At 56.6% G+C, this 14,601-nt stretch carries 10 protein-coding genes; 8 read left to right on the forward strand and 2 right to left on the reverse strand.

Features of this window, described 5'->3' with window-relative positions; all coding sequences use genetic code 11:
• Window positions 1–174 precede the first annotated feature (174 nt).
• The 3 genes from P8935_RS16945 to P8935_RS16955 all read left to right on the forward strand — a co-directional run bounded on the left by P8935_RS16945 (window position 175) and on the right by P8935_RS16955 (window position 5,629).
• Entirely contained in the window at window positions 175–2,619 is a 2,445-nt protein-coding gene (locus P8935_RS16945; protein ID WP_348261478.1) for an ABC transporter permease, read from the forward strand.
• A gap of 156 nt (window positions 2,620–2,775) precedes the next feature.
• Window positions 2,776–3,690, forward strand: coding sequence for a dihydroorotate dehydrogenase (locus tag P8935_RS16950; RefSeq protein ID WP_348265351.1), 915 nt, complete (start codon window positions 2,776–2,778; stop codon window positions 3,688–3,690).
• Window positions 3,691–3,775: 85 nt separating this feature from the next.
• Window positions 3,776–5,629, forward strand: coding sequence for a M61 family peptidase (locus tag P8935_RS16955; protein ID WP_348261479.1), 1,854 nt, complete (start codon window positions 3,776–3,778; stop codon window positions 5,627–5,629).
• Window positions 5,630–6,558: 929 nt separating this feature from the next.
• On the opposite strand, the gene P8935_RS16960 is transcribed toward P8935_RS16955, so the two are convergent.
• Entirely contained in the window at window positions 6,559–7,755 is a 1,197-nt protein-coding gene (locus tag P8935_RS16960) for a hypothetical protein (RefSeq protein WP_348261480.1), read from the reverse strand.
• A 319-nt stretch (window positions 7,756–8,074) separates the two neighbouring features.
• Between P8935_RS16960 and P8935_RS16965 the strand changes: the two genes are divergently transcribed.
• Entirely contained in the window at window positions 8,075–9,394 is a 1,320-nt protein-coding gene (locus tag P8935_RS16965; protein ID WP_348261481.1) for a glycosyltransferase family 1 protein, read from the forward strand.
• A 4-nt stretch (window positions 9,395–9,398) separates the two neighbouring features.
• Here the strand turns inward: P8935_RS16965 and P8935_RS16970 are convergent, their stop codons facing one another.
• A complete protein-coding gene (locus tag P8935_RS16970; RefSeq protein ID WP_348261482.1) occupies window positions 9,399–10,139 on the reverse strand; it encodes a hypothetical protein in 741 nt (246 codons plus the stop codon).
• 336 nt (window positions 10,140–10,475) lie between these two features.
• Here P8935_RS16970 and P8935_RS16975 point away from each other — a divergent pair, with 336 nt between their 5' ends.
• From P8935_RS16975 to P8935_RS16990, 4 genes are all read left to right on the forward strand, one after another.
• A complete protein-coding gene (locus tag P8935_RS16975; RefSeq protein WP_348261483.1) occupies window positions 10,476–11,564 on the forward strand; it encodes a hydrogenase small subunit in 1,089 nt (362 codons plus the stop codon).
• Between the two features lie 6 nt (window positions 11,565–11,570).
• Window positions 11,571–13,283 (forward strand): nickel-dependent hydrogenase large subunit, encoded by a 1,713-nt coding sequence (locus P8935_RS16980; RefSeq protein WP_348261484.1) that lies wholly within the window; start codon window positions 11,571–11,573, stop codon window positions 13,281–13,283.
• A gap of 4 nt (window positions 13,284–13,287) precedes the next feature.
• Window positions 13,288–14,013 carry a Ni/Fe-hydrogenase, b-type cytochrome subunit gene (cybH, locus tag P8935_RS16985; protein WP_348261485.1) on the forward strand — a complete coding sequence of 242 codons (726 nt, stop codon included), beginning with the start codon at window positions 13,288–13,290 and terminating at the stop codon, window positions 14,011–14,013.
• 102 nt (window positions 14,014–14,115) lie between these two features.
• Entirely contained in the window at window positions 14,116–14,583 is a 468-nt protein-coding gene (locus P8935_RS16990) for a hydrogenase maturation protease (protein ID WP_348261486.1), read from the forward strand.
• Window positions 14,584–14,601: the final 18 nt, after the last annotated feature.

Consider the following 14,601-nt stretch of genomic DNA (forward strand, 5'->3'; position numbering starts at 1 on the left):
GCACAGAGGAAAAGCTAGACATGTTGCGGTCCCCCGGGGAAGTTCGGAACAGATTTGCATGATAGTACCATGCGGTTTAGATCAGCAAGGTGAAGTCAAGCGCAGTTTCTGAGAACTTGCCGAACCAGATCTGCGTACTATCCCCTTGAGATTCTCTTTCGATCGAGGCTGCCCATGGACAACCTGCTTCACGATCTCCGCTACGCGATCCGTACCCTTCTTAGGTCGCCCGGTTTTTCACTGATCGTTGTCATTTCGATTGCGCTGGGTTTCGCGGCCAATGCGACGGTGTTCAGCGTGGCAAATGGGCTGCTGTGGGGCCTGTTGCCGGTAAAAGATCCAAGTCGCGTGGTGATGTTTTCTGAAGGCCAGTCCTACTCCTACCCGGACTATCTCGACTATCGCGATCAGAGCGGCGACCTGTTTGAGGGAGGGCTGGCGGGACACTTTCCGCTGATTCCCGCGAGCATCGGCGGCAAGGGAGAGCCGGAGCGGGTATGGGGGCAGTCGGTAACGGGCAACTTCTTTCCCAGCCTAGGCGTGCCGATGACACTGGGCCGGCCGATTGTCCCGGAAGATGACCAGGCGGGTGGTCATAACCACGTGGTGGTGTTGAGCAATAATCTGTGGCGGCGTCGATTTGGCGGCGACGCGAACATTCTGAATCACGATGTTGCTCTCAACGGACGGTACTACACGGTGGTGGGAGTTGCGCCGGCGGCGTTCTATGGAGTTGATCGCGGTATCGTATCCGAGTTCTGGGTGCCGCTTGCCGTCGCGTCTGAGATCATGCCTGACCTGATCACAGAAGGGAGCATCACCACACGGCGTGACAATCAATGGTTGATGCTGAACGGACGGCTCAAGGCGGGCGTGACCCGCAAGCGGGCGGAGGTCGCGCTGAACATCATCAAGAAGCGGCTCGATGACACTTATCGCAAAGACGAAAAGCGGCACGATACGTTGACCCTGCAGACGGCGGGTGGACTTATTGCGGGTTCCGCAACTCCGGCATTCACGCTGATGGCTGTGTTGATGGTGGTAGTGGGACTGGTGCTGCTAGTAGCATGCGCCAACGTGGCGAACCTGCTGCTGGCTCGCGCGATCGGGCGGCAGAAAGAGATTGCCATCCGCCTTGCGATGGGGGCGGGGCGCCGGCAACTCATACGGCAACTGCTGTTCGAGAGCTTCATTCTGGCGCTGACGGGCGCGGGCGTTGGATTCCTGCTGGCGGCAGGGGCGGCGCGAGCGATCTCGAACTTCCAGCTGCCACTGCCCTTCCCGGTGGTGTTCGACTTCAATGTCGATATCCGGGTGGCGTTGTTTACGCTGGGGCTTTCGATTGTCACCGCTTTGCTGTTTGGACTGGTTCCTGCGATGCGTGCTTCACGGCCTGACCTGGTTGGCGCTTTGAAGGATGGCCCTGCGATGTTCGGACGCGTGGGGCGTTCGCACCTGCGCAGCGCGCTGGTGGTCGTTCAGGTTGCGCTGTCATTGGTGCTGCTGGCGACTGCGGGATTGTTCCTGCGGAGCCTCGGCAACGCCTCGTCGATCGACATTGGCTTCAAGACTGACAACATGCTGATGGTGACGATGGATCCAAAGTTGCAAAGCTACTCGCATGACAAGACTGTGCAGTTCCTGAGTCATGTGCGAGAACGGGTCTCCGCGTTGCCTGGCGTGCGCTCTGTAAGTTTCGTGGGCGTGGTGCCGTTGAGTATCGGCGCGTCCAATAACAGCTACGACGTGGATGCGGTCAAAGATCATCCCAAGCAAAACATCAATGCCGATACCAACAGCGTTGGCAGCGGGTATTTCAATACGATGGGAATTCCATTGCTGCGCGGGCGGGACTTTACGTCCTCGACCGACGACCAGCACTCAGTGATCATCAACGAGACCATGGCCTCCCATCTGTTCCCCGGACAAGACCCGATCGGCCGTGTGATCCGGCAGGACAAAGATCAATACACCGTTATCGGCATCACGCGAAATTCAAAGCTGCGCACTATTGGTGAGAAACCGCTTGATGCCATCTTCATGTATCTCAATGCTGCTCCTGAGAAAGCCAACAGCTTCTTCGGAACCACACTGATCGTGAAGACCACGGTTGCGCCGGGCGCCCTGGTTCACTCCGTCCCTGAGCAGATCGGCGCGCTTGATCCAAACATGGCAGTATTCAACATTCAGACCATGCAGGAACATGTCGACAAGTCATTGCTGTTGCCGCGCATCTCCGCCCTGCTGCTGGGCATCTTTGGCGCGGTCGGCCTTACCTTGGCGGCGATTGGCCTGTACGGAGTGATGAGCTACTCGGTCCGCAGCCGCACGCGCGAGATTGGGATTCGGATGGCGCTGGGAGCCAAGCCTCGCGGGGTTCTGAGCATGGTTCTGCGGCAGGGCCTTATCCTGACGGGAATCGGTCTGGCGATCGGGCTTGCCATCGCACTAGTTGTCGGCCGATTCGCAGCGAGCGTGCTGTATGGCACCAGCGGATCGGATCTGCTGACCTTCGCGGTTGTCTCGGTGGTTCTGGTGGCTACAGCCGCGGTCGCCATCTTGATCCCCGCGCGGCGAGCGGCGCATGTGGAACCCACCGTGGCGCTGCGCTACGAGTAACCTGACAGGCAAATCGGGCCAGCGGTTAATCTTTCCATACTGCCGGCCTAGTTTGAGAATCTGTCTGTCCACTGCCGGCTAGTATCATGGAGATATGGCTCCCGCCAGCAATCGACATTCAGCTTTCGAGGAAGACGACCGCGCTTGAAACCCGATATGAAGGTGGAGTTCGCCGGCATCGAACTGACCAATCCGGTCATTGCGGCGAGCGGTACTTTTGGCTACGGCATCGAATTTGAAGAGATCGTTTCGCTAGAGAGAATCGGCGCGTTTGTCAGCAAGGGCATTTCGCTGGAGCCGATGGCCGGTCATCCAGCGCCGCGCATCCTGCAGACTCCGGCGGGCATGCTGAACGCTATCGGGCTGCAAAACATTGGCGTCGAGGAGTTCATCGAGAAGAAACTTCCTCCGCTGAAGCGCTATCCCTCCTGCAAAGTGATCGTCAACGTTTTCGGATATACGGTGAGCGAATACAAACAGGTGGTGGAGCGGCTGAATGATGCCGACGGCGTCGCTGCTTATGAGTTGAATGTCTCTTGCCCTAATGTGCATGCCGGGGGAATGGCGTTCGGCTCCGATGCTGGCTCGCTCGAATACCTGGTGCATGAAGTGAAAAACGTTTCGAAGAGACCGCTGGTGGTAAAGTTGTCGCCCAACGTTACATCCATCGCGGCCATGGCACGTGTCTGCGCAACTGCAGGTGCAGACGCTGTGAGCCTGGTGAACACTTTCCTTGCGATGTCGATCGACGTTGAAACCCGCAAGCCACGGCTGACGAATGTGACCGGTGGATTATCCGGGCCTGCTATCAAGCCAATTGCCTTGCGCATGGTGTATGAAGCCGCGAAGGCGGTCAATATTCCCATCGTTGGACTGGGCGGCATCGTCACTCCCGAGGATGCTGTTGAGTTCATGCTTGCCGGCGCCACTGCCGTGCAGGTGGGGACGGCTAGCTATGCCGATCCGCGCGCTACCGAACGACTGGCGAAAGGCATCGAGTCGTGGTGCCGCAGTCATCATGTAGAACGCGTCGCCAGCCTTACCGGTGCTCTCGAAGTGCCGCAAAAGTAAAACTCCTGTCTATTGCGTGCTTCTCATCCGGAATCGGATTGATATGATTCCGTTGACGTCCTCTTCCTCTCAAGGAGCATTTGCAATGAAGATTCGCCCCACAACCTCGCTCGCGCTTCTACCGGTGGGCATTCTGATGTCAGCGCTCGTCTCTCTCAGCGCGCAGAATATCTCGCTCACCGTGGACGCGACAAAAACGCGTAACAAGATTCTTCATGCCCATTTGGTGATGCCGGTGAAACCGGGGCCGCTGACGGTGTACTACCCCAAATGGATTCCTGGCGAACACGGGCCGGACGGGCCGATTAGCAGCCTCGCGGGCCTCCACTTCGAAGCGGAAGGCAAGGCGGTTCCCTGGCAGCGCGACCTGCTGGATGTATTTACGTTTCATGTCGTAGTGCCTGAGGGCGCGAGCAAGCTTGAGGCGAACTACGACTACATCGAGCCGGATGGCGGTTCTGCAACCGACAAGTTGCTTATTCTCGAATGGAACGAAGTTGCACTGTATCCGGAGGGCACGCCGGCAAACAAATTGATGTATGACACGAAGCTGATCATGCCCGAGGGTTGGAAGTTTGGCAGTTCCCTTCCCGTGGCGGAACAGAGCGGGAACGAAGTTTCGTTCAAGCCAATTTCGTTTGAGCTTCTGGTTGATTCGCCGGTGGCGACCGGGCAGTACTACCGGAACATCGACATCACTCCTGCAGGAGAGCCGATTCATCACCAAATGGACATGGTGGCTGACAGCGAAGACGCGCTGAACATGAGCGCCAAAGACCAGAAGGCGATGACCAACCTGGTGGCGGAGTCAGGCAAGTTGTTTGGCGCGCGGCATTATCGCGACTACCACTTTATTCTCGGGCTCAGCGATCATGTAGCGCACTTCGGACTGGAGCATCACGAGTCGAACGACAGCCGGCTGCCCGAAAATGTGCTCTTGGGACCGGGCTCGGGAATGGCGCTCGGAGGATTGCTGGCGCACGAGTTTGCCCACTCGTGGAATGGCAAGTATCGCCGGCCTGCGGACTTGGCCGTTCCTGGCTTTGAAGAGCCGATGAAGACAGATTTGTTGTGGGGCTATGAAGGGCTGACCGACTACGTGGGCCCACTGCTTGCTGCGCGCAGTGGTTTGTGGACACCAGATCAGTATCACGAATACATGGCGAGCATCGCGGCTTCACTGGGTCCGGGACGGACCGGGCGTACGTGGCGCCCCTTGCGCGATACGGCGGATGCGGAGTTTGGCATGGGATTCGGGGCGCGCGGCTGGATGAGCTGGCGACGCGGCACGGACTATTACGATGAAGGCGATCTGCTGTGGCTTGAAGTGGCGACGATCATTCATCGTGAATCGCATGGAGCCAAGTCGATTGACGACTTCTGTCATGCGTTCCACGGGGGCGCGAACAATGGGCCGGAGGTGAGGACGTATACCTTCGACCAGTTGGTCAGCGATCTGAATGCAATTGCTCCATTCGATTGGGCGACGTTCTTCCATTCGCGCCTGGATTCGACGGCGAAAGAATCGCCGGTTGGTGGAATTGAGAACGGCGGCTGGAAGGTGACGTACAGTGGCGAGCCGTCAAAGCTCGAAGGGCGCCGCAATCCCGGATATATGTACTCCATAGGGCTGCAGGTTAGTGCCGACGGCACGGTGGGCGATTCGGTTGTGGGAGGTCCCGCATTTGAGGCCGGAGTCTCCTCGGGGATGAAACTTGTGGGTGTGAACGGACGCGTGTTCACTCCCGATCTGCTGGGTGCGGCCATCAAGGATGCAAAGGATGATTCGAAGCCAATCACGCTTCTGGTCGTGGTGGATGAGTTCTACCGGACGTGCATCGTCAACTACCACGATGGGCCGCGTTATCCGCACCTGGTTCGCGAAGAGAGCAAGCCGGATTATCTGGACGAGCTGATCAAGGCGAGGGTTGGGCAGTGAAGTAGATCAAGGCTTGCGGAGTGAGTAATTTGAACTGATGTCTGATGTTTATGAAGGGCCTCATTCGTGAGGTCCTTTCTATTTGGCAGCATTTAATTCGAGCCTGAAGAATACTCAGAGCGGAACAGTAGGCCATTCACCGCCGTCGCGCCGAACCTTGAAAATCCGGCCACGGACATCCAGATCATAAGCCCCGTCCGGGGGCACTTGATCGGAGGCGGTGATTCGAAGGATCGTTTTTACTGCAGTCCCCGGCGCTCCGCGAGTTATTTTGCTCGCGAGCTCAACAGTGCACTTGCACGTAAAATCGCGACCACGCAGAGTGCCCGGCAGGAGATCTATCTTCCCCGGTTTAGCTTGGCCCATCTATCTACGGTCTCCTTGTGACTGCGTCATCGATGCGGCAATCAAACAAACGCTGAACTTATGCACCAAGCTTGAGGCACTTCCAGCATATCTCGAAAATCCGCAAGGCGAAATCTAAGAAGAGGGTAAATGACCGTAAGTGCATCTGGTAAGTGCCTGTTGTCACCATTTGGTGTGATTGCAGAGAACGGTGAAGCTTATCGCAATTACAGGCTGAAAAGACTCCCGTTCGTCTATCGAGCTCCTACTCAGGGGGAGAGGTTACTTCAGGACAGGCGAAGGAAAAGAGTAGTAATACCGGGGGGAGGGGGCCTGCGTTTTTTGCCGATCAGGAGGAGGCACGGAATACCTATGGTGATTGCCCATGCTTTGCATAGTTCTATTGTGCGACTGCATCTGGAAATTCCCTGCAGAACTGCGACAGGAATTTAGCGAGTCAATTCAGGTACTTGGCGTGAAAATGCACGCCATGGCACTTGACGCCGCCAAAGGGTATGCAGTTCCAAGGTCCGGGCTTACGGTAAAGGTGTTGACCTCGAAGCAACGGTTTCAGCGGCAGATCTTCAAGGCGTAGGGGCTTCGAGGCATGTTGTGACCGGAGCCGGGGCATTGAACTCGCCCAGAGCTTCCCGCAGTTCGTGAGATTCGCTCCACGCCATGCGGAAAAGCTGAGAAACGACTCCCTTACCCATCATGCGAACCACGCCGATGCCGCAGGTCATCGCTGCTGGCGCCGTCCCATCGGGCCAGAGATCGCTGAGAGGCCGGACCACGCCGTCTGCGTCGGGATGGAAGACGCGCTGATCCCATCTGCGCGAGCCCTGCGGGAAGTCGGGATAATCGCGGATGGCATCGACAGCTGACCGCAACATGCGATGCTTCCATGGCTCGGCGTATTGCGGCATGAAGAGGATGTCACTCTTCTTCTCAACCCTGATCTCGTGCACGAATTCTGAGAAGCTGGTGGCGTTCGTCAGGTTGAGATTGGCGTTCGGCTCCAGGCCGTGCCGGTCACCACCGGAGATGAGGAGGATGTCCCATTGCTCGGACAGTTGCCGGACGGCGCGATTTTCATCCCAGTGACGGAGTCCATTCAATTCCAGAGCATGAATCCAAGGACCGTATTTGTGGATGAATTCATTGACAAGAAAATTATGGGTTCGCGTGCCGACCAGGTACAGATCCCACATGGGGTGATTGAAGACGACCAGAACTTCCGGCTCAGCGTCGAGAGCTACGAGAATTTCCTTCAACCGCTCTTCGCTGGGATTGATGGTGTAGCTAGCGAGAACTTCCATCCAAATAGAGGCGCTAGCGGCGGGAAGGTTGTGGATACCGAGGTGGAAAGACTGGTCGCCGTACGGGGCTGTCCACTCCACTGAAACTGGAAGCGAGGGCGCTTCGGCTGCAGACTGCAGAATCTGCGGCGCGCGAATGTTGTCGTGATCGGTGAGCGAAACCATCGCGGCCAGATCCAGCTTTTCGATCTGCTGACTCTCAAGATCGAACGCGCGTTTCGGGGTCAGCGGAGGCGTCCAGTAAGCAGCCTTGTAATTGGCACGCATTCCATGATTGGCTTCGGATCGGCGCTCCAATTTTGCCATCAAGTGCCGCATCAACGCGTATTGACTTCCAAACTTGGCGAGAGAGCTCAACGTCTCGCGGGACTCGTTGGTATGGCTGTGGAGAGAAACTGCGGTTCGGAATCCTTGCGGCGCCTTTAGATCATTCCAGAGGTACGAAACCCTCGAACTGGCCATTTTGCCCCTTTTGTCCCAGTACGGTTCGATTTCAATGAGCAGAACAGTTACGACTTAGAGGTACGGCGCGGTGATGATGCGAATCGTTTCATCGCTGGAAAGCCGGAATAAATGAAGAAAACAATAGCAAAGCACCGTTTTGCTCAACGAGATCGGGGAAGCAAAAATCAAGCCCTTGGGGTCTTCACTGGGGGTTACTTGGAAACGTAGCAGATAGAACTAACTTTCTTTATGACTTTTTTGTAATGTTTTGCGGTGTACACAATCGTCAATAACTTATGAGTTACTTTGCACTCTCGTTGTGGATTGGCGATCATGCTTGAATAGCTGCACTTACGAGGTGGCGCATCGCGAGCGTGCTACTCTCAGTGCAATTCCTGTTCAACAAACGGTTGCCCGCCCACACATGCGCATTGCTTTCTTCACCGAGACCTTCATTCCCAAAGTTGATGGCATTGTGACCACCGTTTGTCAGACGGTGAAGCAGCTCAAGGCATTGGGGCACGAAGTCCTTATCTTTGCTCCAGAGGGCGGCCTAACCGAGTTCGAGCATTGCCGGATCGTGGGCCTGAAGAGTTCTGCGTTTCCCTTGTACCCCGATCTTCGCCTGGCACTGCCGCGCGCCTCGATGCGCAAGCACCTCATGGACTTCAAACCGGACGTTCTGCATGTAGCAGAGCCGGCGCTGCTGGGAATTGCCGGCCTTTACTATGGTGGCGGGAAGTTCGGCGGCGCTTTGCACCTGCCGCTGGTGATCTCGTATCACACAGATCTTCCGGCTTATCTGCATTACTATCACCTGGGATTTTTGGAACCCCATGTGTGGAAGATCCTGCGCTTCCGCCATAAGCGGGCTGCCGTCAATCTCTGCACATCGAAGAAGATGGTGGATCAGTTGCGATCGCACCGGATTGAGCGGGTTGCACTGTGGCCGGGAGGCGTGGATGCGGACCTGTTTCATCCTTCGCGCCGCTCCGAAGTGATGCGCGCACGACTGACCGAAGGCCAACCCGAAAGTCCCCTGTTGCTCTATGTCGGACGACTCTCTGCGGAGAAGGACATTGAGAGTCTGAAGCCTATGCTGGAGGCCTTTCCGCAGGCGCGCCTGGCGCTGGTGGGGGACGGTCCGCATCGTAAGGCGCTGGAACAGCACTTCGCTGGAATGCCAGTGCACATGGCCGGATTTCTACACGGAGAGGAACTCGCCGGTGCTTATGCTTCGAGCGATATCTTTGTGATGCCCTCGCGGACCGAGACGCTGGGGCTGGTCGTTCTGGAGGCGATGTGTGCGGGCCTGCCGGTGGTTGCGGTGCGCGCGGGAGGCATTCCAGAGATGATCGAGGACGGTGTCAGCGGCTATCTCTTCGACACAACGGCGGAAGCTATCGCCAGGATCGGGGAACTGCTTGAATCGAAGGATCGTCAGCGATTTCTCGGAGAGGCTGCGAGAGAGCACGCTTCCCGGGACAGTTGGAGATCCGCGACAATACAACTCGTTGAGCAATATAAGCTCGCTTGCGAGAGGCAGCCTGAGGCGGTCGACGAGCCGCTGACGCCTCGTAGCCTCACTCTTGGCGGTCGAATGAAAAAGACACTCAAACGGTCGACCATGTTTGCCATCCGCAGGCTGTTGCCCTAGCGCTTTAACGGCTGGCGGTGGTGGCCGACGCAGCGGGATCAACCTGGTAGGTTCCGTAGTCGATGGTGAAGACGGCGGTTCCGCCAACGCGAACTTTGGTCTCGCTGCGGTTGAATTCAGGAAGCCAGAAGTCTCCGGTTTTGGCGCTCGTGTAGGTAATCTGGGGGCGGAGAATCCAGAACGAGGGGTTCTTCGCCGGTTCTGCCTTGACCTTGACAACGGCAAACTCGGCAGCGTCAACCCAGATTTTGCCGCGATAGAGAAATTTGCTGTCCGTTACAGGCTCAACGTCGAGGATGTAGGCAGGTCTTCCAGCGAGAGTTTCGGTTCCTGAGAGCTGGAATTTGTAGTTCTCCGGTGTGAGAGCAGTTGCGGCCTGGTTTTGAGCGGCTTCAGCCTCGCTGTCGACAGCCTTCTTCAACACCTTGTCGCAGAGGAGCTTTGATCCGCTTTGCGACACAATGCGGAAGCTCTTGCCAGATGCCGCGTCGAAGGTAACGGCTACATCCAATTTGCCCACCAGATTTGCCGCGAATCCCTTGTACTGGACCTGGTAGTGGCGAAGTTCCTGGTAGTGCTTGAGTTCGTCGGCCTGCGTGCGATTATGGCGGAGCATGTGCTCCACGATCTGCGGTGCCGTCAGGCTCGCGGGAAGGAGGGCATTCGGATTTTCCGGACGGGCAACCGCGGTCATCAAGACCAATCCGGCGGTCAGGCAAAGAGCCCTGATTCCCTTGAAAGGCATGATGCATGATATCCCGACGGGGCAAAGTGCGCGCTGTTACCTTTTGCTCAAGTTTTGGGCTTTGCGGCCTTAAGTAAGGTGTGCTGCGACACAATCAGGCAGAAGAAGAAGCCGCACGTGTGGTTTTTGTAACGTGAGGACCATCACAACTGCGCTCCAGATGTGCACAAACGAAGTGATTTGTAACACTTGTGATGACGCTCACAGCCGACCGTATTTTGAGCTAAGTACTGTGCCTACATTTGCTGGACTTCCAGATGTGATCTGACGGACTGGATCAGCCTGAGGAGCTTCCGGCACCCGCACTGCGATTGACGCACTGCAAGCGAGGTGGGCATGGGGCAATCGATCTGGCAATCGATGGAGCAAAAGGGATATAGCCGCAGACAATTTCTGCAGTTTTGCACGGCAGCCGCAGCGGCTGCCGGTTTTGCGAAGAGCGGCGTAGCCCAGGTAGTGTCGGCGTTTGAGAAGAAGGAAAAGCCGGCCGTAGTGTGGATGCACTTTCAGGAGTGCACCTGTTGCAGCGAATCGTTTATCCGTGCATCGCACCCGATTGTGGCCGACGCACTGCTGGATGTGCTCTCGCTGAATTACTCAGAGACGCTGATGGCGGCTTCTGGTTTCCAGGCAGAGAAGAGCCTGCAGGACACGATCAAGAACAACAAGGGCAAGTACATTGTGCTGGTGGAAGGCGCGGTTCCGACCAAGGACGGCGGCGTCTACTGCATGATTGGCGGAAAGACCGCGCAGTCAATTTTGCAGGATGTGTCAAAGGATGCAGCAGCGATTGTGGCGTGGGGCAGTTGCGCTTCAAACGGCTGCGTGCAGGCTGCCAAGCCGAATCCGACGAATGCCACTCCGATTCACAAGCTGGTGAACAAGCCGGTAATCAACGTGCCCGGATGCCCTCCGATTGCGGACGTGATGATGGCGATTGTGACGCACGTATTGGTGCTGGGACAACTTCCAGCGCTCGACAATCTTGGCCGGCCGAAAGAATTCTACGGACGCCGTGTACACGATACGTGCTATCGCCGCCCGAACTACGATGCCGGTCTTTTTGTTGAGTCGTTCGACGACGAGAACGCGCGCAAGGGATATTGCCTGTACAAGATGGGCTGCAAAGGCCCGGTAACTTACAACGCCTGCTCAGTAGTGGGATGGAATGAAGGCACCAGCTCTCCAATTCGCACAGGTCACCCATGCATCGGGTGCAGCGAAGAAGGCTTCTGGGACAACGGTCCGATTTATCAGCATCTGGCGTCGTTCCCCGGCTTCGGTATCGAGAGCACTGCAGACACGGTGGGCACAGTAGTAGCGGCGGCCACGCTGGCCGGAGTTGCGACTCACGCCGTGGTGACAAACATTCGCAAAAAGGCAGTCATCGCGGAAGTACATGCCGATGACCAGAAGGAGTCCTAAGCGGCCATGACACGCATTGTTGTTGATCCCGTAACTCGCATTGAAGGCCACCTGCGTGTAGAGGCAGTGGTAGAAAACGGCGTCATTACCGACGCATTCAGTTCAGGCACCATGATTCGCGGACTTGAGAAGATTTTGATAGGCCGCGATCCTCGTGATGCGTGGGCAATCACAGAGCGCGTGTGCGGAGTTTGCACCACGGTTCACGCGATGGCCAGCTGCCGCGCGGTTGAAGATGCGCTGGGCATCTCGCTGCCGCCGACTGCTGAGCTGATTCGCAACATCATGACTGCCACCCAGCATGTGCAGGATCACGTGGTGCACTTCTACCATTTGCACGCGCTGGATTGGGTGGATATCGTCAACGCTCTGAAGGCAGACCCCAAGAAGGCCGCGGAGATTGCGCAATCCTTCTCAAGCTACGACAAGAACACTGCTGCGCACTTCACCGATGTGCAGAACAAGATCAAGCAGTTCGCAGCCACTGGACTGGGTATCTTCGCTAACGGCTACTGGGGACATCCGGCTTACAAGCTTCCGCCGGAAGTAAACCTGATCGCTGTGGCGCATTATCTTGATGCGCTGGAGTGGCAGAAGGAAATCGTCAAGATCCACGCGGTATTTGGCGGCAAAAATCCGCACCCGAATTATCTTGTCGGTGGAGTTCCCTGCTCTATCGATCTGGACGAAGTTGCAGCGATCAATACTGAGCGGTTGAACCTGGTCGGGAAGCTGATTTCGCAAGCCGATGAGTTTGTAAATCAGGTTTACGTACCTGACCTGCTGGCGGTTGCCTCGTTCTACAAGGACTGGGCGAAGTGGGGCGGCGGACTGAAGAACTATCTAAGTTACGGCGAGTATCCGACGCAGGGCTACAACAAGCCTGAGGCGTTCAAATATCCGCGCGGCGCCATACTGAATCGCGATCTGAGCCATGTTTATTCGGTCAATCCCAGGGACTCGCAGGAGATCAAAGAGTACATTGCTTCGTCTTGGTACACGTACGAGGGCGGCGACAATGTGAGCCTCCATCCATGGGAAGGCGAGACGGAGATCAAGTACACGGGACCGCAGCCGCCGTTCGAGTCGCTGGCGGGATACGAGAAGTATTCGTTCCTGAAGACGCCACGGTGGAAGGACAACCCGATGGAAGTAGGTCCACTGGCTCGGCTGCTGGTTGCCTACGCTTCGGGTAATGCCCAGGTAAAGGAACTTGTCGGGTCGACACTTGGCAAGTTGGGAGTTCCGGTGGACGCGTTGTTCTCGACGCTGGGACGCACGGCAGCACGCGGACTTTCGGCGGCATTGGAAGTTCAATGGCTGAAGGAGTTTTACGCAGAGCTGATGGAACGCGTGAAGACTCGCGAGACGTCGACCTTCAACAATGAAAAGTGGGATCCGAAGACGTGGCCCAAGGAAGCCGAAGGCGTTGGCCTGGTGGAAGCTCCACGCGGCGCATTGGCCCACTGGATCAAGATCAAGGACGGCAAGATCGACAACTACCAGCTCGTGGTTCCGACAACATGGAACGGTTCTCCGCGCGACGCCAAGAAGCAACACTCTTCGTTTGAAGCTGCACTGATTGGTACGCCGGTGGCGAATCTTGAACAGCCGGTCGAGATCATCCGGACGATTCACTCCTTTGACCCGTGTCTTGCCTGCGCCGTGCACCTCTACGATCCGCAAGGCAAACACCTTCACCAGATCTCCTTCGAGTGATGCTATGAGTGCGACTGGAATTGTAGGAAAACCGACTTTGGGCAACGGCAATCATCCGGCAGAATATCGCCGGGTGTACGTTTGGGAATTGCCGGTACGCGCCTATCACTGGATCAACGCCATTGCGCTGGTGCTGCTCTGCATCACCGGTTACTTGATCGGCGCTCCGCTGCGGGTGTTCTATTCGGCAGAATCGTACCAGCAGTATTGGTTCGGTTGGGTCCGTTTCATTCACTTCGCCTGCGCATATGTGTATGTCTTCAACTTCCTGGCTCGGCTCTACTGGGGATTTGTGGGCAACAAGTATGCGCGATGGAACTCCTTCTTCCCGCTGAAGAAGGCACAGCGGCAGGAGATCGTCGACGTGATCAAGGCCGACGTATTTGAGACCAAACTGCACGGGCCGATTTCGACCGGACACAACGCACTGGCGGGATTTATTTACTTCTTCACCTTCCTGGCATTCGTTGCGCAGTCAATTACCGGATTTGCTCTTTACTCGAGCATGAGCAATTCATTTATCCCGCGCATGTTCACGTGGATCGTGCCATTGATGGGCGGCGAGATGAGTGTCCGTTACTGGCATCACCTGTTCCTCTGGTTCTTTGTCGTGTTCATCGTCGTTCACGTGTACCTGGCTTTCTATCACGACTACATCGAGGGTCGCGGAACGATCTCCTCGATCGTGGGTGGATGGAAGTTTGACCGCGTGGAAGAGACAAAGAAATAGGGATCACGGAATAAGCAACTAGGAGCCATGGTCAAGGGAAATAAACACCAACACCTCGGGCTACCGTTGTATGTTGGGATACGGGCGTGACGCGAGGTGTTGGTGAGTACGGACGCGAAGAAGACTCTGGTGCTGGGGCTTGGCAACGTGATCATGGGCGACGAAGGTGTCGGCGTGCATGTTGTGCGGGCTCTTGAAAAACACACACTCCCGGCAAATGTGGAATGCCTCGACGGCGGCACCGGCGGATTCGTTCTGCTGGAGCCGCTGCAGAGTGCCGGCCACATTGTCCTCATTGACGCCACGGACGATGGGAACCCTCCCGGAACCGTGACACGGACTGTGCCGCGCTTCTCCGCCGATTATCCGCCTACACTCACGGCTCATGACATCGGTGTGAAAGACCTGCTGGATGCTTTCTATATGCAGAGTGGCGAGCGGGAGGTGGTGCTGTACGCCATCACTATCGACCCCAGGCAGTCGATCTCGATGGACCTTTCACCGGACCTCGCGAAGGCGGCGGATGTGGCCGTGCACCAAATCCTCGCAGAGTTAAATCAGACTGCGTAACAAAACATCATGAGAGAA

The sequence above is a fragment of the Telmatobacter sp. DSM 110680 genome, from assembly GCF_039994875.1.
Lineage (GTDB): Bacteria > Acidobacteriota > Terriglobia > Terriglobales > Acidobacteriaceae > Telmatobacter.

What these genes read in the sequence shown, in the direction of transcription:
- P8935_RS16945 (WP_348261478.1), top strand. Translation starts at nt 175, where the DNA reads ATGGACAACCTGCTTCACGATCTCCGCTACGCGATCCGTACCCTTCTT.
- P8935_RS16950 (WP_348265351.1), top strand. Translation starts at nt 2,776, where the DNA reads ATGAAGGTGGAGTTCGCCGGCATCGAACTGACCAATCCGGTCATTGCG.
- P8935_RS16955 (WP_348261479.1), top strand. Translation starts at nt 3,776, where the DNA reads ATGAAGATTCGCCCCACAACCTCGCTCGCGCTTCTACCGGTGGGCATT.
- P8935_RS16960 (WP_348261480.1), bottom strand. Translation starts at nt 7,755, where the DNA reads ATGGCCAGTTCGAGGGTTTCGTACCTCTGGAATGATCTAAAGGCGCCG.
- P8935_RS16970 (WP_348261482.1), bottom strand. Translation starts at nt 10,139, where the DNA reads ATGCCTTTCAAGGGAATCAGGGCTCTTTGCCTGACCGCCGGATTGGTC.
- P8935_RS16975 (WP_348261483.1), top strand. Translation starts at nt 10,476, where the DNA reads ATGGGGCAATCGATCTGGCAATCGATGGAGCAAAAGGGATATAGCCGC.
- P8935_RS16980 (WP_348261484.1), top strand. Translation starts at nt 11,571, where the DNA reads ATGACACGCATTGTTGTTGATCCCGTAACTCGCATTGAAGGCCACCTG.
- cybH (WP_348261485.1), top strand. Translation starts at nt 13,288, where the DNA reads ATGAGTGCGACTGGAATTGTAGGAAAACCGACTTTGGGCAACGGCAAT.